At 54.3% G+C, this 26,427-nt stretch carries 30 protein-coding genes; 14 read left to right on the top strand and 16 right to left on the bottom strand.

Annotation, left to right across the window (positions count from 1 at the left end; genetic code table 11):
- The first annotated feature begins 60 nt into the window (after positions 1–60).
- The 4 genes from ureG to K6123_RS02405 all read left to right on the top strand — a co-directional run bounded on the left by ureG (position 61) and on the right by K6123_RS02405 (position 3,441).
- On the top strand, positions 61–708 hold the full coding sequence (ureG, locus tag K6123_RS02390) for an urease accessory protein UreG (RefSeq protein WP_221793725.1): 648 nt from the start codon (positions 61–63) through the stop codon (positions 706–708).
- Between the two features lie 99 nt (positions 709–807).
- On the top strand, positions 808–1,383 hold the full coding sequence (locus K6123_RS02395) for a HupE/UreJ family protein (RefSeq protein ID WP_221793727.1): 576 nt from the start codon (positions 808–810) through the stop codon (positions 1,381–1,383).
- 200 nt (positions 1,384–1,583) lie between these two features.
- Entirely contained in the window at positions 1,584–2,831 is a 1,248-nt protein-coding gene (locus tag K6123_RS02400) for an OmpP1/FadL family transporter (protein WP_221793729.1), read from the top strand.
- A gap of 91 nt (positions 2,832–2,922) precedes the next feature.
- Entirely contained in the window at positions 2,923–3,441 is a 519-nt protein-coding gene (locus tag K6123_RS02405; protein ID WP_221793731.1) for an NADPH-dependent FMN reductase, read from the top strand.
- Here K6123_RS02405 and K6123_RS02410 read toward each other — a convergent pair.
- The 3 genes from K6123_RS02410 to K6123_RS02420 all read right to left on the bottom strand — a co-directional run bounded on the left by K6123_RS02410 (position 3,438) and on the right by K6123_RS02420 (position 6,442).
- The gene (locus K6123_RS02410) at positions 3,438–4,385 is read right to left on the bottom strand and encodes a hypothetical protein (RefSeq protein ID WP_221793734.1); all 948 of its coding nucleotides are present in this window, start codon (positions 4,383–4,385) and stop codon (positions 3,438–3,440) included. The two genes, K6123_RS02405 and K6123_RS02410, sit on opposite strands and share 4 nt — an antisense overlap.
- A 69-nt stretch (positions 4,386–4,454) precedes the next feature.
- Positions 4,455–5,459 (bottom strand): hypothetical protein, encoded by a 1,005-nt coding sequence (locus K6123_RS02415; protein ID WP_221793736.1) that lies wholly within the window; start codon positions 5,457–5,459, stop codon positions 4,455–4,457.
- A gap of 68 nt (positions 5,460–5,527) precedes the next feature.
- Entirely contained in the window at positions 5,528–6,442 is a 915-nt protein-coding gene (locus K6123_RS02420) for a YicC/YloC family endoribonuclease (RefSeq protein WP_246624566.1), read from the bottom strand.
- 76 nt (positions 6,443–6,518) lie between these two features.
- Here K6123_RS02420 and rph point away from each other — a divergent pair, with 76 nt between their 5' ends.
- Positions 6,519–7,235 carry a ribonuclease PH gene (gene rph / locus K6123_RS02425; RefSeq protein WP_221793738.1) on the top strand — a complete coding sequence of 239 codons (717 nt, stop codon included), beginning with the start codon at positions 6,519–6,521 and terminating at the stop codon, positions 7,233–7,235.
- Positions 7,236–7,343: 108 nt separating this feature from the next.
- On the opposite strand, the gene K6123_RS02430 is transcribed toward rph, so the two are convergent.
- Positions 7,344–8,117 carry an exodeoxyribonuclease III gene (locus tag K6123_RS02430; protein WP_221793740.1) on the bottom strand — a complete coding sequence of 258 codons (774 nt, stop codon included), beginning with the start codon at positions 8,115–8,117 and terminating at the stop codon, positions 7,344–7,346.
- A 206-nt stretch (positions 8,118–8,323) separates the two neighbouring features.
- Between K6123_RS02430 and pyrE the strand changes: the two genes are divergently transcribed.
- Both pyrE and K6123_RS02440 read left to right on the top strand, forming a co-directional pair.
- The gene (gene pyrE / locus K6123_RS02435) at positions 8,324–8,971 is read left to right on the top strand and encodes an orotate phosphoribosyltransferase (protein ID WP_221793742.1); all 648 of its coding nucleotides are present in this window, start codon (positions 8,324–8,326) and stop codon (positions 8,969–8,971) included.
- Positions 8,971–9,651 carry a hypothetical protein gene (locus K6123_RS02440; RefSeq protein ID WP_221793744.1) on the top strand — a complete coding sequence of 227 codons (681 nt, stop codon included), beginning with the start codon at positions 8,971–8,973 and terminating at the stop codon, positions 9,649–9,651. Before pyrE ends, K6123_RS02440 begins: the two co-directional genes overlap by 1 nt.
- A gap of 70 nt (positions 9,652–9,721) precedes the next feature.
- Here K6123_RS02440 and slmA read toward each other — a convergent pair whose 3' ends face one another.
- The 4 genes from slmA to coaBC all read right to left on the bottom strand — a co-directional run bounded on the left by slmA (position 9,722) and on the right by coaBC (position 13,194).
- Positions 9,722–10,327: a nucleoid occlusion factor SlmA gene (slmA, locus tag K6123_RS02445; protein WP_221793746.1), complete on the bottom strand. Its 606-nt coding sequence runs from the start codon at positions 10,325–10,327 to the stop codon at positions 9,722–9,724.
- Positions 10,328–10,353: 26 nt separating this feature from the next.
- Positions 10,354–11,256: an acetylglutamate kinase gene (gene argB / locus K6123_RS02450; RefSeq protein WP_221793748.1), complete on the bottom strand. Its 903-nt coding sequence runs from the start codon at positions 11,254–11,256 to the stop codon at positions 10,354–10,356.
- A 237-nt stretch (positions 11,257–11,493) separates the two neighbouring features.
- Entirely contained in the window at positions 11,494–11,952 is a 459-nt protein-coding gene (dut, locus tag K6123_RS02455) for a dUTP diphosphatase (protein ID WP_221793750.1), read from the bottom strand.
- Positions 11,953–11,973: 21 nt separating this feature from the next.
- Positions 11,974–13,194: a bifunctional phosphopantothenoylcysteine decarboxylase/phosphopantothenate--cysteine ligase CoaBC gene (gene coaBC / locus K6123_RS02460; protein WP_221793752.1), complete on the bottom strand. Its 1,221-nt coding sequence runs from the start codon at positions 13,192–13,194 to the stop codon at positions 11,974–11,976.
- A gap of 127 nt (positions 13,195–13,321) precedes the next feature.
- Between coaBC and radC the strand changes: the two genes are divergently transcribed.
- The 4 genes from radC (at position 13,322) to mutM (ending at position 15,590) form a co-directional block, all read left to right on the top strand.
- Positions 13,322–13,996 carry a RadC family protein gene (gene radC / locus K6123_RS02465; protein ID WP_221793754.1) on the top strand — a complete coding sequence of 225 codons (675 nt, stop codon included), beginning with the start codon at positions 13,322–13,324 and terminating at the stop codon, positions 13,994–13,996.
- 198 nt (positions 13,997–14,194) lie between these two features.
- Complete coding sequence (gene rpmB, locus K6123_RS02470; RefSeq protein WP_221793756.1) at positions 14,195–14,431, top strand: 50S ribosomal protein L28; 237 nt, start codon at positions 14,195–14,197, stop codon at positions 14,429–14,431.
- Between the two features lie 11 nt (positions 14,432–14,442).
- On the top strand, positions 14,443–14,601 hold the full coding sequence (gene rpmG / locus K6123_RS02475; RefSeq protein WP_036533854.1) for a 50S ribosomal protein L33: 159 nt from the start codon (positions 14,443–14,445) through the stop codon (positions 14,599–14,601).
- 164 nt (positions 14,602–14,765) lie between these two features.
- Positions 14,766–15,590 carry a bifunctional DNA-formamidopyrimidine glycosylase/DNA-(apurinic or apyrimidinic site) lyase gene (gene mutM / locus K6123_RS02480; protein WP_221793758.1) on the top strand — a complete coding sequence of 275 codons (825 nt, stop codon included), beginning with the start codon at positions 14,766–14,768 and terminating at the stop codon, positions 15,588–15,590.
- A 36-nt stretch (positions 15,591–15,626) separates the two neighbouring features.
- Here the strand turns inward: mutM and ggt are convergent, their stop codons facing one another.
- The 3 genes from ggt to coaD all read right to left on the bottom strand — a co-directional run bounded on the left by ggt (position 15,627) and on the right by coaD (position 18,241).
- Positions 15,627–17,375: a gamma-glutamyltransferase gene (ggt, locus tag K6123_RS02485; RefSeq protein ID WP_221793760.1), complete on the bottom strand. Its 1,749-nt coding sequence runs from the start codon at positions 17,373–17,375 to the stop codon at positions 15,627–15,629.
- A gap of 99 nt (positions 17,376–17,474) precedes the next feature.
- Positions 17,475–17,732: a YfhL family 4Fe-4S dicluster ferredoxin gene (locus tag K6123_RS02490; RefSeq protein WP_221793762.1), complete on the bottom strand. Its 258-nt coding sequence runs from the start codon at positions 17,730–17,732 to the stop codon at positions 17,475–17,477.
- 20 nt (positions 17,733–17,752) lie between these two features.
- Positions 17,753–18,241 carry a pantetheine-phosphate adenylyltransferase gene (coaD, locus tag K6123_RS02495; RefSeq protein WP_221793764.1) on the bottom strand — a complete coding sequence of 163 codons (489 nt, stop codon included), beginning with the start codon at positions 18,239–18,241 and terminating at the stop codon, positions 17,753–17,755.
- 173 nt (positions 18,242–18,414) lie between these two features.
- Here coaD and K6123_RS02500 point away from each other — a divergent pair, with 173 nt between their 5' ends.
- Positions 18,415–19,449 (top strand): DUF3080 family protein, encoded by a 1,035-nt coding sequence (locus K6123_RS02500; protein ID WP_221793766.1) that lies wholly within the window; start codon positions 18,415–18,417, stop codon positions 19,447–19,449.
- 36 nt (positions 19,450–19,485) lie between these two features.
- On the opposite strand, the gene K6123_RS02505 is transcribed toward K6123_RS02500, so the two are convergent.
- From K6123_RS02505 to K6123_RS02520, 4 genes are all read right to left on the bottom strand, one after another.
- On the bottom strand, positions 19,486–21,450 hold the full coding sequence (locus K6123_RS02505) for a M48 family metallopeptidase (protein ID WP_221793768.1): 1,965 nt from the start codon (positions 21,448–21,450) through the stop codon (positions 19,486–19,488).
- A gap of 94 nt (positions 21,451–21,544) precedes the next feature.
- Positions 21,545–22,141 carry a LemA family protein gene (locus K6123_RS02510; protein ID WP_221793770.1) on the bottom strand — a complete coding sequence of 199 codons (597 nt, stop codon included), beginning with the start codon at positions 22,139–22,141 and terminating at the stop codon, positions 21,545–21,547.
- Between the two features lie 14 nt (positions 22,142–22,155).
- On the bottom strand, positions 22,156–22,482 hold the full coding sequence (locus K6123_RS02515; RefSeq protein WP_221793772.1) for a YdbL family probable chaperone protein: 327 nt from the start codon (positions 22,480–22,482) through the stop codon (positions 22,156–22,158).
- 17 nt (positions 22,483–22,499) lie between these two features.
- Entirely contained in the window at positions 22,500–22,706 is a 207-nt protein-coding gene (locus tag K6123_RS02520) for a YnbE family lipoprotein (RefSeq protein ID WP_221793774.1), read from the bottom strand.
- 244 nt (positions 22,707–22,950) lie between these two features.
- On the opposite strand from K6123_RS02520, the gene K6123_RS02525 reads away from it, so the two are divergent.
- Positions 22,951–23,358, top strand: a complete 408-nt coding sequence (locus K6123_RS02525; protein ID WP_221793775.1) for a c-type cytochrome — start codon at positions 22,951–22,953, stop codon at positions 23,356–23,358.
- Between the two features lie 81 nt (positions 23,359–23,439).
- Here the strand turns inward: K6123_RS02525 and K6123_RS02530 are convergent, their stop codons facing one another.
- On the bottom strand, positions 23,440–24,294 hold the full coding sequence (locus K6123_RS02530) for a spermine/spermidine synthase domain-containing protein (protein WP_221793776.1): 855 nt from the start codon (positions 24,292–24,294) through the stop codon (positions 23,440–23,442).
- 187 nt (positions 24,295–24,481) lie between these two features.
- Here K6123_RS02530 and speA point away from each other — a divergent pair, with 187 nt between their 5' ends.
- The gene (gene speA, locus K6123_RS02535) at positions 24,482–26,383 is read left to right on the top strand and encodes a biosynthetic arginine decarboxylase (RefSeq protein ID WP_246624567.1); all 1,902 of its coding nucleotides are present in this window, start codon (positions 24,482–24,484) and stop codon (positions 26,381–26,383) included.
- Positions 26,384–26,427: the final 44 nt, after the last annotated feature.

A 26,427-nucleotide genomic window follows, 5' to 3' on the forward strand; every position in this document is an offset into this window, starting at 1 on the left:
GCTGGTGCGTTTATAACGCTCTCAGACGACGAAGAACAAATTATCAGAGGGGAAAGCAAGATGAATAAACCCAAACAAACCCTGCGCGTTGGTGTTGGTGGCCCGGTTGGTTCCGGCAAGACGGCACTGCTGCGTTCCCTGTGTGCAGCGCTGCGTGACCACTACGATATTGCCGTGGTGACCAACGATATTTACACCAAGGAAGACGCGGAATTCCTGACCCGTAACGAAGCGCTCAGCGCCGATCGTATTCTGGGTGTGGAAACCGGTGGCTGCCCGCACACGGCGATTCGTGAAGATGCTTCTATGAACCTGGCGGCGATTGATGAGCTGCGCAAACGTCACGGCGAACTGGACGTGGTGTTTGTTGAGAGTGGCGGTGATAACCTCAGTGCGACCTTCAGCCCTGAGCTGTCTGACCTTACTATCTATGTGATTGACGTTTCCGCCGGTGACAAGATTCCACGTAAGGGTGGCCCGGGCATTACCAAGTCTGACTTGCTGATCATCAACAAGACCGACCTGGCGCCGATTGTCGGTGCGTCGCTGGAAGTGATGGATCGTGATGCTAAAAAGATGCGTGGCGAACGTCCGTTTGTGTTCTCCAACCTGAAAAAGGCGCAAGGTCTGGACGACATCATCAACTTCATCATCACCGAAGGGATGCTGGAGCAGAAGCCGATTCCACCTGCGCAAGCGGTTGTATAGAAAGACTATGCGGGCAAACCCTGGCGGTGTTGCTGCAGCAACGGGGTTTCGCAAGCAGACTGTAAGGGTTAACCGGATTACTACCTGAAAGGACGAATTATGAAATTCATCAAATACTCAGCAGCGGTTGCCGCTGCCACCATGCCTGCACTGGCACTGGCTCACACGGGCCATGAAACCTCCGGCCTGATGGCAGGTATTGCTCACCCGTTCACAGGTCTCGATCACCTGTTAGCCATGGTCGCCGTGGGCCTGTGGGCAGCACAAATGGGTGGCAAGGCAACCTGGCAACTGCCGTTGGCGTTTATCGGTACCATGATGCTGGGCGGTTTGTTGGCCATGGCTGGTGTTGCCGTTCCCTTTGTTGAAGCCGGTATTCTGGCCTCGGTGATTGCTTCCGGTGTGCTGGTCGCCATGGCGGCGCGGTTTAATACAACGGTGTGTGTGGCGCTGACAGCCGCCATGGCTATGTTCCATGGCGTGGCTCACGGTGCGGAAATGCCTCTGTCTGCTCACCCTGTCAGCTATGTGGCTGGCTTCCTGGGTGCAACTCTGGTGCTGCATCTGGCGGGTATTGCTGCCATCAAAGCTGGTAAAGGTGCGCTGGCTGCTACCGCTGCGCGTGTGGCTGGTGGTGCGATTGCGTTTGCCGGTATGGCGTTGGCGGTTGCCTGATCTACAGCTTTAAAAACCATAAAAAACGGGGCGAAACAGCCCCGTTTTTTATGGCTGGCTTATAACTGGGCTCTTATATGGCTTTCTTAACGAATTGTCTATTTGGTTATATAGGTATGACCAAATAATTCTTCTAAGTTATATAAAGCACTTTTAAACTGCGCTTCCTGTTCTAATCAGACCTTGAAGTGGAGTTTGAAATGTCGTCCGTTCTGCGTATTGGCAGCCTTGTTACCCTGACTGCAGCGAGCTTGAGCGCTCATGCAACCAATGGTTATTTTACTCACGGAACCAGCGTGCGTGCCCAGGGAATGGCAGGTGTTACCTATGCAATGGCACACGACAGTCTCAGTGCCGCCAGTAACCCCGCTGCATTGAGTGCACTGCAGTCCGAACAGCAGCTGGATCTTGGCGTGACCTATTTCAAGCCAGAGCGTAAATCCACCATTACGGGTAACGGCTTAGGTATCGATGGCAGCTATGACGGTAACGACACAGAAGCTTTCTGGATGCCGGAACTGGGTTACGCCTACAAGTACTCCGATGTTTTCACCTTTGGCCTGGCGCTGTACGGCAACGGTGGTATGAACACGGATTACGGTAACAACCCGTTCGCCAACTTTGGTTCCAGCGGCAGCCTGGGGGTGAATCTGGAGCAACTGTTTGTTACCGGTACGCTGGCGATTCGACTGAACGACCGTAACAGTGTTGGTCTGGGCGCTACCTGGACTCGTCAGACTTTCGAAGCCAAGGGGGTACAGGCGTTTGCCGGGATGTCACAACAGCCAGGCAAGGTTTCCAACAACGGCACCGATGTATCGACTGGCTGGGGTGTGAAACTGGGCTGGCAAGGCCAGCTGACCGACAGCCTGACTGCGGGTCTGAGCTGGAGCTCGCGCATCCAGACCTCTGCTTTTGAAAAATACAGCGGCCTGTTTGCCGAACAGGGCGGATTTGATATTCCAGCCAACTATGGTGCCGGTTTGGCCTGGCAAGCGCTGGATGGTCTGACGCTGGCAGCCGACTGGCAATACATCGAATACAGCAGTGTTGCTGCGGTTGGCAACGAGCTGAGCATGACCAGTCCAATGGGGTCCGATGAGGGCGCTGGTTTTGGCTGGAACGACATCAATGTTTACAAGCTGGGTGTGCAGTACGCGCTGACTTCGTCACTGACTCTGCGTGCCGGTTACAGCTATGCCGATCAACCGATTCCGACCAGTCAGACGTTCCTTAACATTCTGGCGCCGGGTGTGATCCAGAAGCACGCCAGCCTGGGTGGCAGCTGGGATATCAACGACAGCAATTCAGTATCACTGGCCTACACCCACGGCTTTGAAGAAACCGTCAAAGGCAAAAACTCGATTCCGGCCAACTTTGGTGGCGGCGAAGCCGACATCACCATGTTCCAGAACCAGCTGGCAGTGGCCTGGCAGTTGAAGTTCTGAGTTGGATCGGCAATAAAACAGGGCCATCCGGGATGATCTGATTCCTGATCATGAAGGGGTGGCTTTTTAATCGCATCTTCAGGGAGGAAAGATGGACAGGAAGTGTAAACAGCTGTTGGCTCTGTGTGGCAGTCTGCGTAAGCAGTCGCTGAATCGCATTGCTCTGGCTGCTGTCGAAGCCATGGCGGGCGAGTATTTCCAGCTGGAATGGGCAGATCCTGCTGCTTTGCCGCTATTTAACCCGGATCTGGAGACAGATCTTCCTGCTGTAGTCATTCGACTGCTGGAGCAAATCGAAGCCGCCGACGGTCTGGTGATTGCCTCTCCTGAGTATGCCCACGGGATCAGTGGTGTACTGAAAAACACCCTCGACTGGCTGGTGAGCAGCCCGGCATTTTATCAAAAGCCTGTCATGCTGATTAATACCTCTCCCCGCGCTCATCATGCGCTTGATTCCACGCGCGAGATTCTGACCACCATGTCCGCACAAGTTGTGGAAGAGGCCTGCGTTACGCTGCCGTTGTTGGGTAATGCAGAGATACTACGTCCGGATAGTCATATGAAGGTACTGTTGTCTCCTGCTGTAGAACAATTTTTAGAGTTGATCTAAAAAAGCGTTACGTTGGGCAGCTCAGCAAAGCGCTCGAGATCTTGCTGGAATCTGGCTTTGCCATCAGCTATTTCCTGCTCACTAAATGGTTGAAAGCGGGAGTGGCTGGCTGACTCAATAAATTCTTTATCCCCGGATAATTGTGCTATCTCGTATTCAGAAAAGGTTGCTCTGGATACAGGGATGTCAGGAGAGAATTCAGAGACTTGTCCGAATGATATGTTTTTTAGAAGAGTTGTTTTGTTTTTTTCGAAATTATCAAAGTTGAAAATCTGAAATTCAACTTCAGGGTATTTAAATATTAATGGCGAAAAAACTTCATACCAGGATATGGTGTCTGGTATGATTTTCTGAATATAAATTGAGAATCTTATAAATGGATTGTGACGTAGGTATTCACAGTATATTGATGTAAGGAACGCATGATATGATCGTAATGATATAAAGACAGTAGTGTTATTTTTTCCTGTTGAGTTGATGTATCTTGATACTTGTGAAAAAACCTTTGTATATAACTGACCAGATTTTATCATAGCAGCAGATCCGATGATGTTTTCATCAGAAATTATGGATTTTTTGTACCCTTGAAGGTGTTCTAATATAAAATAAAAGCCTTTTTTCTTACGCCAGTTTCTGAGTTGATTTAAAGGTATGTATTTTATTTCAAGGTCATTTTTGAATGAGATTTCTAGTTGCTGCTGCAAGAATGTTGTAGCTGTTTTATGAATTCCTATATGGATGTTGTAATGCCTGGAGGCTGCATCAGGTAATGAATCTATTGAAAGGCGTGTCTGAATTAATGGACTGTTAGGTCTGTTTTTCTGTATTATTTTTAATAGGTCATAAGCAGCAGTTGGATGTTTTTCCTCTAATAAAAGAAAGATGTCCTTCATTGTGGCGATATCATCATTGGTCAGTCGCGAGTTCTGTTTCTTGATTGTCAATGAAAATATCTCCGGCGATGGAATAGCTGCATTAAATTTAGTTATTAATGCAGCATGGATAGGTAGTTGTTATTTCTCAGATATTCTGTCGAGAATGTCACGCAATTCTTGAGCTAGCTTTGGGTTTGAACTCTCAATAGCCAAGGTCGCTTTCTCTAATGTTTCTACTTCAGCTGAATTCAGGCTGTCCTTATTCAGCTGTTTGACAAGTTTTAGTAATGATGAAACTACAGAATTTGCTGTTTTTTCTGTCCATTGATCCTGGCTTTCTAATGGGTATCTGGAGAAGTCAGTATCAAAAATAGCAGGTGTTTCACTTTCAATGTTAAATTCTTGCTTAAGTCGTTTATTTGATGGAATAAACTTCTTATAAAATTCTCTCGCACTGGCTCTGTCTGGGAGCATTTTTACGGTGTCATTAATGCTCGATAAGACCTTGTTTCTAATACCTTTTGAATATCCAAGTTCATTCATTAATGTCGCTACTTTTAATGATTCAAGTCCCATGCTTGTATTTTTGTGAATAACTTGCTCCGCTGCGATTTGCAGCCCGGTAATATCTGCAAAATCTTGAACCACACAACCATTTTTCAGGGTTGATTTGGAAAAAATTCTTATTTTAATGTTTTCTTTTCCAAACGCATTTGCCCATTTGTTGATTAGAGTGAAGTAATTATTGCCTCTGATTGGGTAGTCCTCTTCAGGAAGGGCAATGGCTCCAGACTTGAATTTTTTGCTTTTGGTTTTAAGTTTTTGTTGATATGCAGAAATCGCAAATTCATCCTGTCGACGAATATAAATGATGATCTGGATTTTATAATTATCCATCAACTTTTCAGCGAGTTCTTTTACAATATTCTTGCTTGCTCTGTATAGCCATTCATTAGAGTAGATTATTTTATTCTTTGGGGCTGAATCGATTTTCTTAATAAGTTCTTCAGTATTAGAGAAGGCGGTCTGTCCGGACATGTCATATAGAAAACTACAATCCTTGAGAGATAAGCTATCCAGGGTGTGCTGAATGGAACTTGAGCCTGTTTTTCCTGTACCAATGTGTAAGATCAGTTCTTTCATTTTTGTTGCTTTCCCAAGAGTTATAGACGTTGGCTAAAAAATAAATAATAGACAAGTATCTGAGTTTTTTACTCAATATTCTGCACTTGCTCGCGCATCTGTTCGATCAGCACTTTCAGATCCACTGCAATGGCGGTGAGGACACTGGTGAGTGACTTGGATGACAGCGTATTCGCTTCGCGGTTAAGTTCCTGCATCATAAAGTCGAGGCGACGACCAATTGGCTCCTTGCGCTTGAGGATCGCCTTGACCTCGGCGATGTGCGTGCGCAGCCGGTCGATCTCTTCGGCGACGTCGGCCTTCTGGGCCAGGATCACCATTTCCTGTTCGAGACGATCGTTGTTGGCTGGAGAGTTGTCGCGGCCATCCAGCATATCCGCCAGCTTGTTTTGCAGGTGCTGGCGTTGAGCGGTGAGGGCTTCCGGCATATGCACTTCGGCCTGTTCAACCAGTTCGCGCATGGTGTCGAGGCGGTTGTTGATCAACTCAGCGAGGCTGGATCCTTCGCGGCCGCGTACGTCACTAACGGCTTGCAGGCAATCCTTGAAGGCTTGCAGGGTCGCTTGCTGCACGGCTTTGGCATCAAGCTGTTCGGTTTCCAGAATGCCGGGCCATTTCAGCACCTCCAGCAGGTTGGCTGGAGCCGCTCCGGGCATCTTTTCGGCAGCGACGTTGAGTGCATGTTGCAGCTGGTCGAGCATGCCAAGGTTAACGGTCAGTTCGGCATCCCGCTGGACCCCTTGCAGGCGCAGGGTGCATTCGACCTTGCCGCGGTTGAGGTACTGTTTGATGGTTTCGCGCAGCGCTGACTCCAGCTCGCGGAAGCTGTCGGGCAGGCGGAAGTGGGGTTCGAGGTAGCGATGGTTGACCGAGCGTATTTCCCAAACCACTTGTCCGGCTGGAGTTTCTGCCTGTTGGCGGGCAAACGCCGTCATGCTATAGACCATCGAAGTCCCCGTTTTCTGTCCTGTTAATGGATTCATTGTAACGGTGGCCACCTTGCAGGGCTATGTCGTTATAATGCCGCACTAAAACCAAAGCACAGAATGAGGAATACCTATGAGACCCAGCGGTCGCGCACTCGATCAACTCCGCGAAGTTCGTATCACACGTAACTACACCAAACATGCGGAAGGCTCTGTGCTGGTTGAGTTTGGTGATACCAAGGTGATTTGTACCGCCAGCGTTGATACCTCGGTGCCGCCATTCCTGCGTGGCAAGGGCCAGGGCTGGGTGACAGCAGAATACGGCATGCTGCCACGTTCAACCGGTTCGCGCATGATCCGCGAAGCAGCCAAGGGAAAACAGCAGGGTCGTACGGTGGAAATTTCCCGTCTGATTGGCCGCAGCCTGCGTGCTGCTGTGGATCTGAAGGCGCTGGGAGAAAACTCCATCACCATCGACTGTGATGTGATCCAGGCTGACGGTGGTACCCGTACTGCTTCAATCACCGGTGCCTGTGTGGCGCTGGCGGATGCAATCCAGTATCTGAAGGACAACGGCAAGGTCAAGGGTGAACCACTGAAGAAGATGATTGCGGCAGTTTCGGTCGGTGTTTACAAGGGCGAAGCTGTGCTGGATCTCGATTATCTGGAAGATTCTGAAGCCGAAACCGATATGAATGTGATCATGGATACCAACGGCGGTTTTGTCGAAATCCAGGGCACTGCGGAAGGTGAAACCTTCTCGCGTACCGAGCTGAATGCGATGCTGGAACTGGCTGAAAAGGGCATCAATGACCTGTCTGAGTTGCAGATTGCAGCATTGAAAGGCTGAGCCGGATCTGCCAACAAAAAGCCCGCCAGAGGATGACTCCAAAGGCGGGCTTTTTTATCAGTCTTGTAACAGGCGTTCGGCTGGAACGAACACCTGTCAGGCTGTTGTTTATTCTTCGTCGAACTCGTATTCGACCATCACGGCGGCGTGATCGCCAAACTGCAGATTGGTGTCGATCTTGGCATCAACCACAAACTGGCGAATGCCCGGGCTGCAAATCTGGTAATCCTTGCGCCAGCCATTCTGATTGCGACGGGCACTTTCAGCATCCGGCCACCAGGTAAACTGGTTTTCGCCAAAGTTGGCTTCGCGGAAGGCATCTACATAACCAACCGGACCGAGAATCTGGTCGAACCATGCGCGTTCTTCTGGCAGGAAGCCGGGCGTGGTCTGATTCGATTGCCAGTCGGACAGGTCGATGGTTTTGTGGGCGGCTTCGAAGTTGCCACAAATGATAAATTCCCGCCGTTTGCGGCGATTTTTCTGCAAATGCTCAAGGAAGGATTTCTGGAAGGCCAGCTTGTCTTCCAGACTGTTAAACGCATCGACCGGTGGAAACAGGATTGAGCCAACACTGACGTGGGGGAAATCTGCCTGGATGTAACGGCCCTGCATGTCGCACTGGGGGAACGCCAGTCCGGTCATAATGGCTTTGGGCACATCGCGGGTCAGAATCGCAACGCCGGAATATTCATCGGCTTCGGCATCAAAAAAGTAGGCGTTGAAGTCTTTTGGATATACCACGTCGTCAGACAGCTGATATTCCTTTGCCTTCAGGTTCTGGATTGCCACAACGTCTGCATCTGCCATGGTCAACCATGTGTACAGGCCCTTGTCTACCGCCTGTTGTAATCCATCGACCTGTAAAGTGATAACTCGCATACGTGGTTCCCAGCTGGTGAAGCGTGTATCATAGCGCATCATTTCAGGAGCAGGTAATCCGGGCTTCGCAGAGCTGCCATTTGTTGGCAGATTTCGGCAAATCCGCGTCATTTGGCCCTGCCTTGCGGGCCACGGCAGCAGCCGTTTCCTGCTCCGTCGCGTTATTCCCCGGGGTTTGCCCCAGTTGTACTGGTTCAGGATAATTTATGAAAGCCTATCAGCAAGAATTTATTGAGTTTGCCATTCAGCAAGGTGTGCTGAAGTTCGGTGAATTTACGCTCAAATCCGGCCGTACCAGCCCTTATTTCTTTAATGCCGGCATGTTCAAGACTGGTTCGGCACTGGCCAAATTGGGCCGTTTTTACGCTGCTGCACTGGAAGACTCCGGTATTGATTACGATGTGATCTTTGGCCCGGCCTACAAGGGTATTCCACTGGCAACCACCATGGCGGTGGCGCTGGCCAACGAATACAACAAGGACGTGCCATATGTATTCAACCGCAAGGAAGCCAAGGATCACGGCGAAGGTGGCAATCTGGTAGGCGCTGCGCTGGAAGGCCGTGTCGTCATTGTTGATGACGTGATCACTGCTGGTACCGCCATTCGCGAAGTGATGGCGATAATTGAAGCGGCTCCGGGTGCGCAGGCGGCAGCGGCACTGATTGCACTGGACCGTCAGGAAAAAGGCAAGGGTGAACTGAGCGCCATTCAGGAAGTCGAACGTGACTTCGGCATCAAGGTGGTCAGTATTGTGAACCTGAACCAGGTTCTGGATTTTGTTTCCGGGCAGGATGCGCTGAAACCCTACGCCGGAGCCATTGAAGCCTACCGGGAGCAATACGGAGTTATCTGATGAAGTCGGTCGTCTGGCTGTGCGTGTGTGTGATGTCTGTTGTAATGGCCAATAGCAGTCTGGCAGCAGGCAAACTGTACCGGTTTAAGGTAGACGGCAAAGTCATCATGAAGGACTACATTCCGGCGGAATACAGTGCGTTGGGATATGACGTTCTGAATACCAGTGGAATGCTGATTGAACGGGTTCCTCCGGCTCCAACAGCAGAGGAGCTGGCGGCCAAAAAAGCCAAAGAGGCGGTCGCCGAAGCCCGCAAGGAACGGGTTGCCCTGCAAAAGGAAGAAGACGGCAAGTTATTACGCCTGTATGAGCGGCCGCGCGATGTTGAGCGGGCGCGTAAACGCAAGACCGACGAAATCAATACCTATATCGGCCTGTTGCAACGGCGTCAGGACGAGCTGGATGAAAAGCGTCGATTGGCCGAGGCAGATGCCAAGCGCATCAGCGATGGCGGCCGCCCGATACCGGACGACATCAAGAAAGAAATTCACGACGTTGATAAGGCATTGGAAGACCTGCACCGCGATATTGAAGATCGCAAGGCCGAATTCAGTCGTATTACCCGCGAATATGCCGAACAGTACGAGCGGGTGAGGGTCTTGCAGTTGTATCCACCAGGCACGTTGGATGATGAAGTGGATTACAAACGGGTTGATCAGCTCACAGAAAGTCAGCAATAACCCGATTCGGAATATAAAAAAGCAGCTTCGAGCTGCTTTTTTATTGGCTGTCAGAACGAACGGCCTTACGTCAGACGCTAACCTGGCTCTGACGCAATAACTGACCTTGCAACAACTGCCACTGTTCATCCCAGTAGGCGGTTGGCTTGATTGCAAACTCGCTGCGGACGTATTGGCGTATCTTGCCTTCCAGAGTGGCGGTCAGCAGGTTGGCCAGTGAGCTGGCAGTATGGGTTGGCAGTTTGCCTTCACGCAGCTCAGCCTCCCTTAACACCTGTTTGAACTGGGTCTCCAGGCGTTCGAACAGCTGATGGATTCGGTCTCTCAGGCGTTCGGTTTCGCCCGACAAGGCGTCGCCTGACAGCAATCGGCACATGCCCGGGTTACGCTCGGCAAACGTCAGTACCAGCAGCAGGATGTGTCCACAACGTTCTTCCGCGGTTGGCACATCCTGCAGGATACGGTTGATGCGGCTGAAAATGGTCTCTTCGATAAAGCTGATCAGACCCTCAAACATTTTCGCCTTGCTGGGAAAATGCCGGTAAAGGGCGGCTTCCGACACGCCAACCTGTTTGGCCAGGTTAGCGGTGGTGATCCGTGCCCCGGGCTGGGTTTCCAGCATATGTACCAGAGCCTGAAGAATCTGGTCTCTGCGGGACAGCTTTTCCTCCGCCATGCAACCTCCGTCTGTTTCTTGCGCTGTTAGTTTTTGCGATTGGTGATCAGGGTACCAACACCTTCGTCGGTGAACAGCTCCAGCAGCGTGGAGTGCGCAACCCGTCCATCAATGATGTGGGAGCTGGTCACGCCAGCATGAACCGCGTCCAGTGCACAGCGAATCTTTGGCAGCATGCCACCGTAGATGGTGCCGTCTTCAATCAGGCCATCAACCTGCTGGGTAGTCAGGCCGGTCAGTACCTTGCCTTCCTTGTCCATCAGGCCCGCGATATTGGTCAGCAGGATCAGCTTCTCGGCACGCAGCACTTCCGCCACCTTGCCTGCCACCAGATCGGCGTTGATGTTGTAGGAGTGGCCGTCTTCACCAACACCGATAGGCGCAATCACCGGGATAAAGTCACTGTTAGTGAGCATGTTGAGCACCTTGACGTTGATGCTGGCAACTTCGCCGACGTGGCCGATATCGATGATTTCGTCTTTTTCCAGATCCGGTGAGCGCTTGGTCACGTGCAGCTTGCGAGCGCGCAGCAGCTGGCCGTCCTTACCGGTCAGACCAATCGCATTGCCGCCGTTCTGGTTGATCAGGGTAACAATTTCCTTGTTCACCAGACCGCCCAGCACCATCTCAACCACATCCATGGTTTCTTCAGTGGTGACACGCATACCGTTAACAAAATGGCTTTCGATGTTGAGCTTTTCAAGCAGCTCACCAATCTGCGGGCCGCCGCCGTGAACAACAATCGGGTTAATACCAACCAGCTTCAGCATCACCATGTCGCGGGCAAAGCTGTTCTTCAGGTCTTCGTCGATCATGGCGTTACCGCCGTATTTGACGACGACCGTTTTACCCACAAAGCGCTGCAGGTAGGGCAGAGCCTGACTCAGTACATTTACGGTGTTCATAGCGTCTTGGCCGTTCAGAGGCATGGTGAAGCTCCTTGGATGCCGGGCGAGCAGGCTGGAACGGCCTTCTCGGCGGGGTTATTCGAATTCTCGGTGCCGGAGTATAGCGCGAGGTTAGTGGTTACTGCTATTGGGTGGTTTGTCCGCTGGGCGACAGGCTCCGGTCGGGTGGTGGAACTGAGACCCGGGTGGTCTGAAAGCCGAAGCAGGCAAGCTCTGCTCCGGCCTGTGTGATCTGCAGCCAATCAGCGGCAATTCGGCCTAGCTGCGACCAGAATGGCCAAAGCCACCGGCACCACGTTCGGTTTCGCTGAATTCCTCAACCTGATGGAACTGCGCCTGAATCACAGGAACCAGTACCAGCTGGGCCAGACGTTCGCCAAAGTTCAGGGTGAAGGCTTCAGCACCGCGGTTCCAGCAAGACACCATTAGCTGGCCCTGATAATCGGAGTCGATCAGACCCACCAGGTTACCCAGCACGATGCCGTGTTTATGGCCAAGACCGGAACGCGGCAGAATCATGGCTGCCAGACCCGGATCTTCGATATAGATCGCCATGCCGGTCGGAATCAGTACGGTCTGGCCCGGCTCGATGGTGATGCTGTCGGCGTCGATACAGGCGCGCAGGTCGAGTCCGGCTGAACCCGGGGTAGCGTATTCAGGCAGTGGAATGCTGTCGCCCAGGCGCGGGTCGAGAATTTTGTATTGCAGTGTGTGCATGGGAGCTTCCTGTGGCTGTGGTTAGTGCTCGCGGAGGTTACGCAAGCGTTCGGCAAAGGTCTGGATCAGTTTGGTCGCCAGCAGGGTTTTGCTCATACGCTCAAAATCCTGATGACCTTCGCGGCTGTAGAGGGTGACGGCGTTGTCGTCGGAATTAAAGCCGATATCGCTACGGGACACGTCGTTGGCAACGATCATGTCTAGATTCTTGCTCGCCAGTTTGCCACGGGCGTAGCCGTCGACATCGGTGGTTTCGGCGGCAAAACCCACCACTGTTGCCGGGCGCTGTTGATGGTTGGCGATGGTCGCGACGATGTCCGGGTTTTTGGTCAGCGTCAGCTGGATTTCATCGCCGGCCTTTTTGATTTTCTGCTCGGCGACGTTGGCCGGGCGGTAATCGGCGACCGCAGCACTGGCAATAAACAGGTCGCAGTTGCCCATGGTTGCCAGCGACGCTTCCAGCATGTCTTGCGCCGAGATGGTATTCACCAGCGTGACCCTGTCAGGCGCCGGGATTCGTACCGGGCCGGAAATCAGCGTGACCTGGGCACCGGCATCAACCGCAGCCTGAGCGAGGGCGTAACCCATCTTGCCGGAGCTGTGATTACTGATGTAACGCACCGGGTCCAGCGCTTCACGGGTTGGGCCCGCGGTAATCACCACCTTGCAGCCGGTCAACAGGCCTGGCTGGAAGCGCTGCGCCAGCAGGCTGGCGATGTCGGTTGGCTCCAGCATGCGGCCGGGGCCAACGTCACCACAGGCCTGGACGCCGGAGTCCGGTCCAAACAGGGCGAAGTCGTCGCCTTTGAGGTCAGCCAGTGTGCGTAAATTCTGTTGGGTCGTTGCCGCGGCCCACATCTGCTGGTTCATGGCTGGCGCCAGGAACAGCGGTGCCTTGCTGGCCAGCACCAGAGTGGTGAGCAGCTCATCGCCCATGCCGGCGGCCAATTTGGCAATCAGATCAGCGGTAGCCGGAGCAATCAGAATCAGATCGGCCCAGCGGGCCAGCTCGATATGACCCATACCAGCTTCGGCTTCTTCATCCAGCAGGGTGTGATGCACCGGGTTGCCAGACAATGCCTGCAGGGTCAGCGGGGTAATAAATTCCTTCGCGCCCTGGGTCATTACCACCCGTACATTGGCTCCGGCTTTGGTCAGAATGCGCACCAATTCGGCGGACTTGTAGGCAGCAATACCACCACTGATTCCCAGAAGTATGCGTTTGTTCGCGAGTTGTAGCATGGCCGAAATCACCGCTGCAGAGTTAAAATCGGGCGGCAGTATACCCAGCCTGACGGATTCCGCCCAATTCTAACCGTCAGTCGCCTGTTGGGAGGGCCGTCAAAAGCACACTTGCATGGAGGCAAGAATGGCGATTACGGACTGGCCGGTACAGGAACGGCCGCGCGAAAAACTGCTGGCGCAGGGCGCCATGGCACTATCAGATGCCGAATTACTGGCGATTTTTTTGCGCACCGGTGTAAAAGGCAAAAGTGCCGTTGACCTGGCGCGTGAGCTTTTGCAGGAATTTGGTGGTTTACGCCCTTTGTTAACCGCCAGTCAGCAACGTTTTTGTGAGCCGATGGGGCTGGGGGATGCCAAATACGCCCAGTTGCAGGCCGTGCTGGAAATGGCACGCCGACATCTGGCTGAACAACTGCAACGTGGTGATGCCCTCACCAGCCCGGAACTTACCCGCCAGTATCTGGCTGCCCGCATTCGCGACCGCGACTATGAAGTGTTTGTGGTGTTGTTTCTCGACAACCAGAACCGGGTGATCAAATACGAGGAAGTGTTTCGAGGCACCATTGATGGTGCTGCTGTCTATCCTCGTGAAGTGCTGAAACAGGCGCTGGCCTGTAGCGCGGCGGCGGTGATTCTGGCGCACAATCATCCATCCGGTGTCGCCGAACCCAGCCGTGCTGATCGGCATATTACCGAGCGTTTGCAGCAGGCTCTGGGGCTGGTTGATATCCGGGTGTTGGATCATCTGGTCATTGGTGATGGCGAGTGTGTTTCTTTTGCCGAACGGGGCTGGATATAATGCCGCCAGCGAGAACATCGGCGCTCGAAATCTCGTACAAAAAATAAACTTCTGCTTGCGCAGTGTTTTGGCTTTTGGTATAAAGCGCAACTCTTTTCAGCCAGGGCCTATTCGGTGTCGCCGTAACAAGCACGCCAAGCCCACGGTTGCTAACAAATTCAAGATCGATAGATACAGTTAAGAATCGGGGCTAGATCCATGTCTAAGGTTTGTCAGGTTACAGGTAAAGGTCCTGTTACCGGGAATAACGTTTCCCACTCAAACATCAAAACCAAGCGCCGTTTTCTGCCTAACCTGCAATACCACCGCTTCTGGGTAGAGAGCGAAAAGCGTTTTGTTCGTCTGCGTGTATCCGCTAAGGGTATGCGTATTATCGATAAGAAAGGCATCGATTCGGTGCTGGCCGAGCTGCGTGCTCGCGGCGAGAAATTCTAAGGAGGCCTATCATGCCACGCGATAAGATCCGTCTGGTTTCCAGTGCTGGTACTGGTCACTTCTACACGACTGATAAAAACAAGCGCACTATGCCTGAGAAAATGGAGATCAAAAAGTTTGATCCTGTTGTTCGCAAGCACGTGATGTACAAGGAAGCCAAGATCAAGTAATTGATCTGCTCCCTGTCTCGCAGAGACGCTTGAAAAACCCGGTAAGCTTCGGCTTCCCGGGTTTTTTTATGCCTGTCTGAGGCGTTGCTTATGGGCTGTTCCGCCTTACAATAAAACGTCCGACGCCAGGCGCGCTCAATCCCCATACCAGACACCAGACTCTCATGCCTGAATTACCCGAAGTAGAAACCACCAAACGTGGCATTGAACCCTGGCTCGAAGGCCAGACCATCGAACAGGTGATCATTCGCCAGCCAAAGCTGCGCTGGCCGGTGGCTGAGCAGATCAGCGGACTGGTTGGCCAACAGGTTTTGCGGCTGGATCGGCGCGGTAAATACCTGTTGGTGGAGTTTGAGTCCGGCACTGCCATCTGGCACCTGGGGATGTCGGGGTCATTGCGTATCGTCAAGCCGGAAGAAGACGCCCGTTTGCACGATCACGTTGACTGGGTACTGTCGAACGGCTGGATTCTGCGTTATCACGATCCCCGTCGTTTTGGTGCACTGCTATGGCAAGACAAGGGCGCGACGATTGACCAGCTGGCAGCACTCGGGCCGGAACCACTGTTGCCTGCTGAAGAAACCGGCCTGACCGCAGATTCGCTCTATCAGCAAAGCCGTGGCAAGAAACAGGCGATCAAGCTGTTTATCATGGATAACGCCACCATGGTGGGAGTCGGCAACATCTACGCTAATGAAAGCCTGTTTATGGCGGGCATTCGGCCCACTGCGCAGGCCGGCAAAATCAGCAAGCCGCGTTATGAAAAGCTGTTGGGTTGTATCCGTCAGGTGCTCGGCAAAGCCATTGAACAAGGTGGCACGACGCTGCGGGACTTCGTCAACAGCGACGGCCAGCCGGGCTATTTTGCCCAGGAGCTGCAGGTTTACGGCCGTGGTGGCAAACCCTGTCGGGTATGCGAGCAGCCGCTGAAGGAAATCCGTCTGGGGCAGCGGGCGACCGTCTATTGCCTGCAGTGTCAGAAATACTGAAACTGACTCCCTGCTGATCCTGGGACGGTCTGGCCATTACTTCTGAATGGTATTGCCCGCCGGTTCGACCACCATGGCGCTGCCATACCCTCGGGGGTCAGCCGCAGCGCTGACTTCACCGTTACGATGATCCCAGCGAATCGCCTGCATATTGCCATACTGGCGGCCGGCGTCCTTCAGCGTATAACCCATGACTTTGAGCTCTGATTGTTCGGCAGCTGTCAGTGCTGCGGCTTCGTACTGAATCCGGTCTGGCAAATACTGATGATGAAGACGCGGCCGACTCACCCAGTCCTGCACGGGTTTGTCCTGCATGGCCTCGAGAATGCCCAGCAACACCATGGTGATGATGCGGCTGCCGCCGGGGGTGCCGATAATGGCGGTCTGATCTCTGGAGATCAGGAAACTCGGGCTCATGCTCGACAGCGGGCGCTTACCCGGTGCGATGGCATTGGCTTCGGCGCCGACCAGACCATAGGCATTCGGCGCACCGGGATGGGCCGAGAAATCATCCATCTCATTGTTTAGCAGAATGCCGGTACCGGGCACGGTAAAGCCGGAGCCAAACGGCAGGTTAATGCTGAGCGTTGCGGATACCATATTGCCTTCAGCATCCATCACTGACAGATGGGTGGTGTGAAAACCTTCCTTGATGTTTTTGGGACCTTGCAGGCTCAAACTGGGGGTTGCCTTGCCGGGTTCGATTGATGCCGCCCACTGGCGGTTATAGGCCGGGTCGAGCAGTTGCTTGACGGGAACCGGCACAAAATCCGGATCACCCAGATAACGGGCGCGATCGAGGTAAGCCCGCCGCATCACTTCAGCCAGCAATTGGGTTTGCGGCACTGTATCGAGCGACTGCCAGTCGAACTGCTCCAGCATGGTCAGCATCTGGCTCAGCGCGACGCCGCCGGATGACGGCGGTGGCGCACTGATCAGCTCAAACTGGCCGTGACCAACGCTTGTCCGAATCGGCTGGCGTTCAACAACGGAATAGTTGGCGAGATCTGCCAGCGTCCAGTCGCCACCGGCCTGCTGTACCTGCTTGACCATGGCGGCTGCGGTCGCTCCCTGGTAAAAGCCAGCTCTGCCCTGTTCTGCCAGTCGCTGCAGGGTGACTGCCAGCTCCGGCTGGCGGATCAGCTCACCCACTTCAGGAATCTCGCCATCCTTGTTCAGAAACAGCCGGGCCGATTGCGGGTAACGGCGCAGGGTATCCAGCCGCCAGCCGGTCAGACGCTGGTAATGTTCATAAACAGGGAAGCCCTGTTGGGCTTGCTGGATTGCGGCTGCGAGGGTTTGTTGCAGAGGCAGACGGCCATAATGCTGAGTCAGCCAGTCAAAGGCGGCAGCCTGACCAGGAATCGCTGCAGCGGTGGGGCCGTTAATTGCCTTGTCGCGATCGACCTTGCCGTCGGCGTTGATGTAGTAATCGCGGTGCGCCGCGGCCGGGGCTTTTTCACGGGCGTCGATAAAACGGTATTCATCGCGGTCGGCCAGATACAGCAGCCAGAAGCCGCCACCGCCAATGCCTGCACTGTATGGCTCGACGACACCGAGGCTGGCGGCGACGGCGATGGCGGCGTCAAAGGCATTGCCGCCCTGTTGCAAAATATCGATTCCGGCCCGGGTTGCCAGTGGATGGGCGCTGGCGACAGCATGCTGGCCGGGCCGTGGATGCAGGGCGGAGTCTGGAGTCGTGGCAGCCTGAGTGGCAATACTCAGAGACCATAATACGGCAGTGATCAGCAGGGTGGTGCAGTGTCGCAAAGACGGGAAAATCATGGGTTATCCTGTGGGCGGCCAGCAGCAATCATGGCCAGTTTGGATAACCCGGCGAAACACCGCAAGAGGGTGTTTCGACAGGGACGGTAACGAAGTTTCTCAGGAAATCTTCTTGCCGGTCAGACGCTCGTACTTGGCTTCCAGTTCTTCCTGGGTTTCCATGTGGTTTTCGTCCTGTGGGATACAATCCACCGGACAAACCAGCTGACACTGTGGCTCGTCGTAGTGACCAACACATTCGGTACACTTTTTCGGGTCGATTTCGTAGATTTCTTCACCGGCAGAAATCGCTTCGTTTGGACATTCAGGTTCACAAACGTCGCAGTTAATGCACTCGTCGGTAATGATTAATGACATTTCTCTCTCCTCTGCCAGGCTTATTGCCCGGTCGTTTTCACGTGTTGCTGCAGGGCTTTGGCAACCACCGGGTGGACAAAGTTGCTTACGTCCCCCTGCAAAGATGCGATCTCACGCACCAGCGTTGATGAAATAAAGGAGTACTTCTCGGCTGGTGTCAGGAACATGCTTTCCACATTGGGTGCCAATACACGGTTCATATTGGCGAGCTGGAATTCGTATTCGAAGTCGGATACGGCACGCAGTCCACGCAAGATAATATTAGCATTGCGCTGGCGGACAAATTCAGCCAACAGATTATCAAATCCGACCACTTCAACATTGCGCAGGTGCGACAACACCTCGCTGGCCAGATCTACACGACGCTCGAGGTCCAGCATCGGCCGTTTTTTGGGATTAGCTGCAACGGCAACAATGATGTGGTCAAACATCCGTGCTGCGCGTTCAACCAGATCCGTGTGCCCGTTGGTAATGGGGTCGAACGTACCAGGGTAAACAACGGTATTCATGGCTGTGGGCCTCCGGGTTCAAGTCCGGCGCATAGTAAACAAATACCAACCGGGTCACAATAAACCGTGATCAAACTTCGTGCAGTTCGCCTGGCTATTGAGTGGTAAATGAATAAGCGGCTGAAAATCCTGTTCACCATTTACTCTGGCTGGTGCTCTGGCTGGGTTTGGGCATGATTGTGCTGGTGAGCGCAGGCTGCAGTCAGGACCCTGTGGATCAGTTGCGGGATTACCCGACCCGGCTGGCGCGGACACTGGAACTGGAGCTGCCGGAATTAGCCGTTGTTGCCGTCGCGCCGATGCTGACTCCGCGCCAGCTTCAGCTACCACTGCAGCCGCAATCCGCGAGCCTGCTGGACTTTCTGGCGCTTGGCCGTTGTCAGTTGGGCACTGTGGTGGCGGAAGGCAACAGCAGCCTGGGCAAGGTGGCAGGGGCCAGTCAGCAGATGCACCAGCAGCGGGATTTTATATTGCAGGCACCGGCATGCATCGAGCAATTACAGGCGGCTAACGATCATCAGCTGGCTGACAAGTTGGGGCAGGTACTGCAGCAGAAACAGCAACAACGGCTGACGCTGTGGTGGAACGCCTGGTTTGGCAGTGAGGAATGGCGGCTGTTCAGCTCGGTTTCGGCTGACTTACAGCCCTGGCAGCCCGGCGACGATGGTTATCAGAGTGCGGCACTGACGGCGCTGGATTATGCTATTGCCCTGGGCCGTAACTGGCAGCAGCAAGACTGGAACTATGATGCTGCAGAGATGGAACATCAGTTACAGCAGCTGCTGCTATCGGAAGGGCTGGGGCGTTGGCTACGAACCCAACAATGGCTGACGGCGCAACTGCAGCAGCTCACGGCGCTACTCGAGCAGCGTCAACGGCAACGGCCGTTATGTCCTCGGGGCCATAAAACAGTGGCCGCCGAGATTCTGCAAAACGTGGTGGTGAAATTTTACGTGGGCGAATTCCAGCCCTACATGAGTCGCAACGACCGTTTTGGTGGTGAACTGTTACCGCGACTGCAGCAATTACTGGCGCTGATGAGTGCGGACTCACCGTCGAATTATGTGCAAACACCACAGTGGCAACAGCTGCAACGGCTGGCGGAACAATTGCAGAGCACTCGTGAGGCGTTTCAACAAGCCAGCCGGAATCATGTACGAGCCATCAGTCAGACGCTGGCGGCATGTGGTATGAGCCCGGCGGGCTGAGCGTTGTTATACACTCGCTCTTCACAAACTCGCTCTTTACAAACTCTCAATGACACCGACAGGCACTGGTGTTTCCAGAATCACCGCGATTGCCTGAATCAGGTTACGTTCGTTGATAGTCAGCTGGCGGTCATAGCGGGCGCAAGCCACCATGGATTTCAACAGCCGGGCTTTCAGGTGCGGATACAGGGCTACCAGTTTGGTCAGTGCAACATTCATGGCTTTGAGGCTGTGGCCTTCAGGTGGCTGGAAACTCATACCTTGCGAACCCAAACCGCCATCGGCCAGACAGGCGTTAAAGGCGGCTTGCGCTGTCTCTGCGTCCTGGTGGCCGTAATGGGCGATATACGACAGTACCACCGCCATTTCATCTGCCACCTGTTCAGGTTTGCTGAAACGCGCCTTGACTGCGCTGACGTCGCCAAAATGGCCTTCCAGATACTGGTTCAGCAAACGGAACAGGCACCATTCAAACAAATCAATCTGGCCATCGGACTTGATGATCTCGACCAGCACCTTGTTAAAGCTGCGGTATTGGGATTCGGACAGCTGTTTCAGAGCCGGAATCGCCCGTTCGACCAGTGGCAGACGCTGTGACGGCGCCATCTGTTGAACCAGTGTCAGCTGTCGCAGGACATCGCGATAAATCACATGGCCGAGCTGTTTCAGCACCAGATCGAGCTGCTGTTGATGAACGAAGCGCTCCGCCGGGGCGATCAGCATACACAGCAGCAGCGTTTGGGCAGACAAGGGTTCACGGGCCATCTCGATCAGTCGCGTGAGGGCATCGGGCTGTGATGGTTCAGCCGTCCCGCTCGACAGGCTGTCGATGGTTTGGGCGGCGACCGCAACCGTCGCCAGCGTTGCCGCAGCACCAAAACCAGCGGCTTTTCCTGAACCCCTGGTTTGGCTGGTGGGGCTGATTTCCGGTGATTCATCTCGCGCCTGCTGCTCGGTTTGCGGTGGCAGGTAACGGCCGTCCCAATTGGGATCAATACGGCGAATGCGTTGTTCCAGCGGCGGGTGCGTGGCAAAACCGCTGAAGTTGAAATCCATTGCGCTGCCAAAAAACAGATGCGCGGTTTCTTCCCGCTCCGGACTGCCAATCAGGCTGCCACTGCCGTGGCCAATCACTTTCAGGGCATCGGCAATACTGGACGGGTTACGGGTGTACTGCACCGCCGAAGCATCAGCCAGAAATTCGCGTTGGCGCGAGACCGCCGCCTTGATCAGGTTGCCAAACAGCACGCCGAGATAACCCAGCCCCATCAAGGCCAGGCCAATGGCAAACAACGGCGCTGAATTTTTGTTGTCGCTACTGCGCACGGCGGCGCGATGACTGCCGGATTCCAGCAGCAAGCGGCCGATCAGGGCAATAAACAGAATGCCGAACAGGATGGCGATCAAACGTATGTTCAGACGCATATCACCGTTGGCGATATGGCTGAATTCGTGGCCGATGACTCCCTGCAGCTGGTCGCGGGTGAGTTTGGTCATGCAGCCACGCGTGACGCCAATCACCGCATCAGACGCCTGATAGCCTGCGGCAAAGGCATTGATACTGCTGTCGGGCAGCACAAACACCGGCGGCACTGGCATACCGGCTGCAATGGCCATTTCTTCCACCACATTGAGCAGGCGACGTTCGTAGAAGTCGTCGCTGTTGGGGGCCAGCCGACGGCCGCCCAGCGAGGCTGCGACCACCTGACCACCGCCACGCAGGGTCATCCATTTGAACAGACTGGCCAGGCTGATCACCAGCAAGGTCGCCAGCGTGACCAGCCCGGCGTAGCGCCAGTTGGCCGCGTCCAGCCAGGAGCCGGAATGCCCCATTTGATGGGCCAGTTGTATGCTGTTGATGGTTTTGCCGTCGCCATACCACACCAGCAGGGCGGCAAGAGCATTGATGGCAATAACCAGTACGCTGACGGACAATAGAAACAGCGCGATCAGGCGTTTGCTGTTTTTTCTGGCCTGATCCTGATGACCAAAGAAATCCATAGGCTGGGCTAACTGCTCCTGGGCTGACTGCTCATAGTGGTCGTGGGGCTTTTAAACGGTGCTCATGACAGAACACCGTTCAAGAGGACGCCTGTTAAAAGGAGACTTTGGGAGCCGACTGGATTTGCGCACTGTCAGCGAACTCCAGCAGTTTGGCATCTTCCCGGTGGCCGAACATACCGGCAAAAAATACCGGTGGGAATGACTGGCGATAGCTGTTGTAGGTGGTCACGGCATCATTGAAGGCCTGACGCGCAAACGCCACCTTGTTTTCCGTGCTGGTCAGCTCTTCCGACAGTTGCATCATGTTCTGATTGGCCTTCAGTTCGGGGTAGGCTTCCATGGTGACATTCAGACGGCTAAGGGCACCACTGAGAGCGGTTTCGCTGTTGGCCAGTTTGGTCATGGCGGCAGCGCCACCTGGCATGCTGGCGGCGGCTTTCAGACCGGCAACCGCCTCGTTACGGGTGCTGATCACGGCTTCGAGAGTTTCGCGCTCGTGGCTCATGTAGGCCTTGGCGGTTTCCACCAGATTGGGAATCAGGTCGTAGCGGCGTTTCAGCTGCACTTCGATCTGGGCAAAGGCGTTCTGGAACCGGTTACGGTAGTTGACCAGATTGTTGTAGACCGACACCACATAAAGCAGGATCGCCACGATGACGACGATGGTAATGATGGTTGATGTACCCATGCGACTAACTCCTGTTATTGCTCGCGTTGCCAGCTGCTGTCGCCAGCCTGGTAATAGAATCCTTCGTCACGGGCCTTGCCGGTGAGTTTTTCGCCGGCAATTTTTTCAATATTGGCCAGCGGCGTGTTCTGCTTGTTGGCGATTTCCTGGTAGTGGGTACGACGTTGGGTGTTGATACTTTTCACCAGGGTTGCTGCATCACTGTTATCTGCCTGAATCAGACCGATATAACCATCCAGACGTTCACCGACGATGCCCAGCTCACGAGCCGAGTCGAGATCGAGTGCACTGGCAGCAACACTGACCAGCAGGCCCGCCAACAGGGTTAGCATAAATTTCATCTGTGTTTCTCCGCTGCTCAGAAAAGGGCGTCGTTTTGTTCGAACAGGTTCTCGAGGTCTTTTTCGACCTTCACCCGTACCTCATGCTCAATCTTGACGTTGAGGTTGATGGTGATCGGCTTGTCCGGGGCGGCCAGCTTGACGGTGCAAGCGCTCAGCAGCAGGGCTGCCAATGGCACCAGTAGTGCTGATCTGACGATTGCAGCAGGATGGGATTGGAACATGCGTACACTCCTTGACGTGATGGTTTACTCTACCTGCCGTGTGTGGCAATGCAACGGCAAATGCAGCTGAACGAGAACCCGGTTGGCCGCAAATTCTGTCATGGCTGGCGTGGCGAAACGGGCGTAATACCAATTTCCATTGCCCTCGATCATTGTGTGTGATTCCACTGGCTTGCAAAAAGTCGCTATAATCCGCGCGATTTTAATTTTTATAAGCCGTATTAGCTTAAAAAAGGGGACCGTTGTGAACCATTTCAAAGCACTGATCGTTGCTGTTGCAACTCTGGTGGCTTCGCAAGCTTTCGCTGCTGCTGAGACCAATGAAGACAAGATTCGTGCACGCATCGCACCAGTGGGTGAAGTGTGTGTGGGCGCAGAATGTGGCGGTGCTGTTGTGGCAGCTTCCTCCGGTCCTCGCTCTGGTGAAGAAGTATACGGCGGCGCGTGTATCGCCTGTCACGGTGCTGGCGTACTGGGTGCACCGAAGAAAGGTGATACCGCAGCCTGGGATGCCCGTCTGGAGAAAGGTTTTGATGCCACTCTGAACAACGCCATTCACGGTCTGAACAGCATGCCACCCAAAGGTAACTGCCTGAACTGTTCTGACGACGAACTGCTGGCGGCTATCAAGTTCATGTCTGGTCGCGAATAAGACCATCTGAACGACTTGCACGTCAGCAAAAAGCCGCACTTGGTGCGGCTTTTTGTTTTCTGGCGTTTGGTTTTCCCCTATCTAGTCCTCCAGCCCCAGTGCTCGCTGCATAAATTCCGGCAGCGCCAGACCGGCAGCATGGGTTTCGGCGTTGTAATAACCCGTGCGGAAAGGTTTTTCGGCAGCATCTTCAATCCGGAAAACCGTGACGTCGGACTCCTGGCTGGCGAGTGTGCAACTCCACCAACCGGACGGGTAAATTGGCTGCGGAAACGGCATGGTGTGGCTGCTGCCCGCGCCGGACTGGGCCAGTTCCCGATGCAGTTGCGGAATCAGGCTGTTGGCCTGATAGAGGGGCGATTCCGACGCCTGTACCAGAATGCCGTCACTGGTCAGAACCCGAAAACACTGCTGATAAAAATCAACGGCCGAAGCTGCAATGACTTGGCGGTCGAGAATAATCAGGTCCAGCGATGCGTCTGGCTGGCTTGTGAGCCAGCTGGCGGCATCGCTGATCAGCAACCTGGCGCGAGGGTCCTGCATGGCGTCGCCTTGTTGAGGGAAATGCTGTGCGGCCAGACGGCTGACCAGATCATCCGGGCTGACTTGCCACGCCTGCTCAATAGCGGGGTGCTGCAGTACCTCGCGAAGAATGCCGCCGTCTCCCAGGCCAAGAATGGCAACCCGTTTGGGGTTGGGGTGGGCAAACAGCGCTGTGTGAGCCATCATTTCGTAATAGATAAAACTCGTCCGGGTAGCAGCCATGGCGCGGCCATCAATCACCATCAACTTGCCGAAGCTGTCGGTGTCGTAGATATCGATGGTGTGCAAGTCGCTCTGAGCGGAATCTATCCGGCCTTTTACTTTCAGAGAGAAGGCCGAGCCCTGTGGATCGCAGACCTCGGTGAACCAGCCATCTGCCTGTGGATATGTCATGTCGGATACTCAAATGGATCGATGTTCTTTAAACTCGGACGTCATGACTACAGTTCAGGACGACCGCACGGAGACGTGTGACAGCGACATCAGCGATATCAGCAGCGTTGCCGAATGCCAGCCGGATATGCCGTGCGCTACCTTAACCCATCCCTCGCCCGAGGCGAAACCCAAGCCAGGAATGCCTATGACCACTCAGAATCCTTCGTTACTCCCGGATGCCTTCAACCTGCCACACTGGAGTGAGGGATATGCCAGGGTGAACGCCGAAGGCAATATCTGCATGCATCCGGACCCGCTTTCTGATGCCGGTATCGACCTCAGCGAGCTGGCGCAACGGGTCAAGCAGGAAGGTTTACGGTTGCCGGTGCTGGTACGTTTTCCCGGCATTTTGCATCACCGGGTGCAGAGTCTGGTGAGTGCCTTTGCGCGGGCGCGGGAAGAAAACGACTACCAGGGCACTTTCTGCCCGGTTTATCCCATCAAGGTGAACCAGCAACAGCCGGTCGTGGCGCAGATCATTGCAGGTCAGCAGCAGGCCGGGGTTGAACGCATTGGTCTTGAAGCTGGCAGCAAACCGGAGCTGATTGCGGTGCTGGCGCAGGCGCGTAACGTCAAGGCCAATATTGTCTGCAACGGTTACAAGGATGCCCACTTTATCCGGCTGGCGCTGATGGCCGAAAAAATGGGTCATAACGTTTTTCTCGTCATCGAAAAAATGTCCGAGCTGCCACTGATCCTGCGTGAAGCCGAGCGGGTTGGCGTCAAGCCACGTCTTGGTGTGCGGGCCCGTCTGACCACCATTGGTCGTGGTAACTGGCAAAACACCGGTGGCGAGAAATCCAAGTTTGGTTTGTCAGCCTTGCAGATTCTGCAGGCGATTGAATTGCTGAAAGAGCAGGACCAGCTCGACACCCTGCAACTGCTGCATTTCCATCTGGGTTCCCAGCTCGCCAATATTCATGATATTCACACAGGCCTGCGTGAATGTACCCGCATCTATGCCGAGCTGATCAAGCTGGGCGTGCCGGTACAGTGGCTCGACGTGGGTGGCGGCCTGGGAGTGGATTACGAAGGAACGCATTCTCGCAGTCTCTGTTCGATGAACTACAGCATGCTCGAATACGCCCGCAAGGTGGTCGAGGCGATGAAAGACATCAGTGCCGAGCTGGGCTCGCCAGAGCCGAATATCATCACCGAATCCGGCCGTGCCATGACGGCTCACCATGCGGTGTTGCTGACTGAGATTATCGATCACGAACGGCCTGCCGACGGCGAACTCGAGCCGCTACAGGACGATGATCCTGTCTGTCTGAAAGGGCTGCACCGGGCTTATGAAGTCCTGTTGGAAACCCGTTCCAGTGGCGCGCTGGTGGAGCTGTTCCACGATGTGCAGCACTGGGTCATCGAAGCCAATACCTCATTCAGCCTCGGGCTGCTGAGTCTGGCCCAGCGTGCCAGCATCGAAACCCTGTACGCCCGTACCAGCCAGCTGCTGATGGAAAAACTCAATCCGGCCAACCGTTCGCACCGGCCGCTGATCGACGAGTTGCAGGAAAAGCTGGCCGACAAGGTATTCGTGAACTTTTCGCTGTTCCAGTCGTTGCCAGACGTCTGGGGCATTGAACAGATCTTCCCGATTCTGCCAGTGTGCGGCCATAACCAGCCAATGACCCGCCGTGGCGTTTTGCAGGACATCACCTGTGACTCCGACGGCCGCATCGACTGCTACGTCGAAAGCGAAGGTCTTAGCACCAGCCTGCCGCTGCCATCGATCCAGCGTGGCGACTTGCTGGCCTTCTTTATGGTTGGCGCCTATCAGGAAATTCTTGGTGACCTGCACAATCTGTTTGGCGATACCGATTCGGTTGACGTGGTGATGGATGCCAATGGTGATCCACAACTGCGTAACCCGGTGTGGGGCGACCATATCGCCAAGGTGTTGAGCTACGTGAACTTCAACGCCGACGATATTCGTCACCGGCTGATGAGTCAGGTGGCCCAAAGTTCATTGACCAATGAAGACAAGGCGCTGTTCCAGCGTGAGTTGTCGGAATCGCTGCAGGCCTACACCTACCTGCAGCTGTAAGCCTGGCCACAATCGTCAAGCCCTGCATGACGACGGCCGAATCA

The sequence above is a fragment of the Oceanobacter mangrovi genome (assembly GCF_019740315.1).
Classification (GTDB): domain Bacteria; phylum Pseudomonadota; class Gammaproteobacteria; order Pseudomonadales; family Oceanobacteraceae; genus Oceanobacter; species Oceanobacter mangrovi.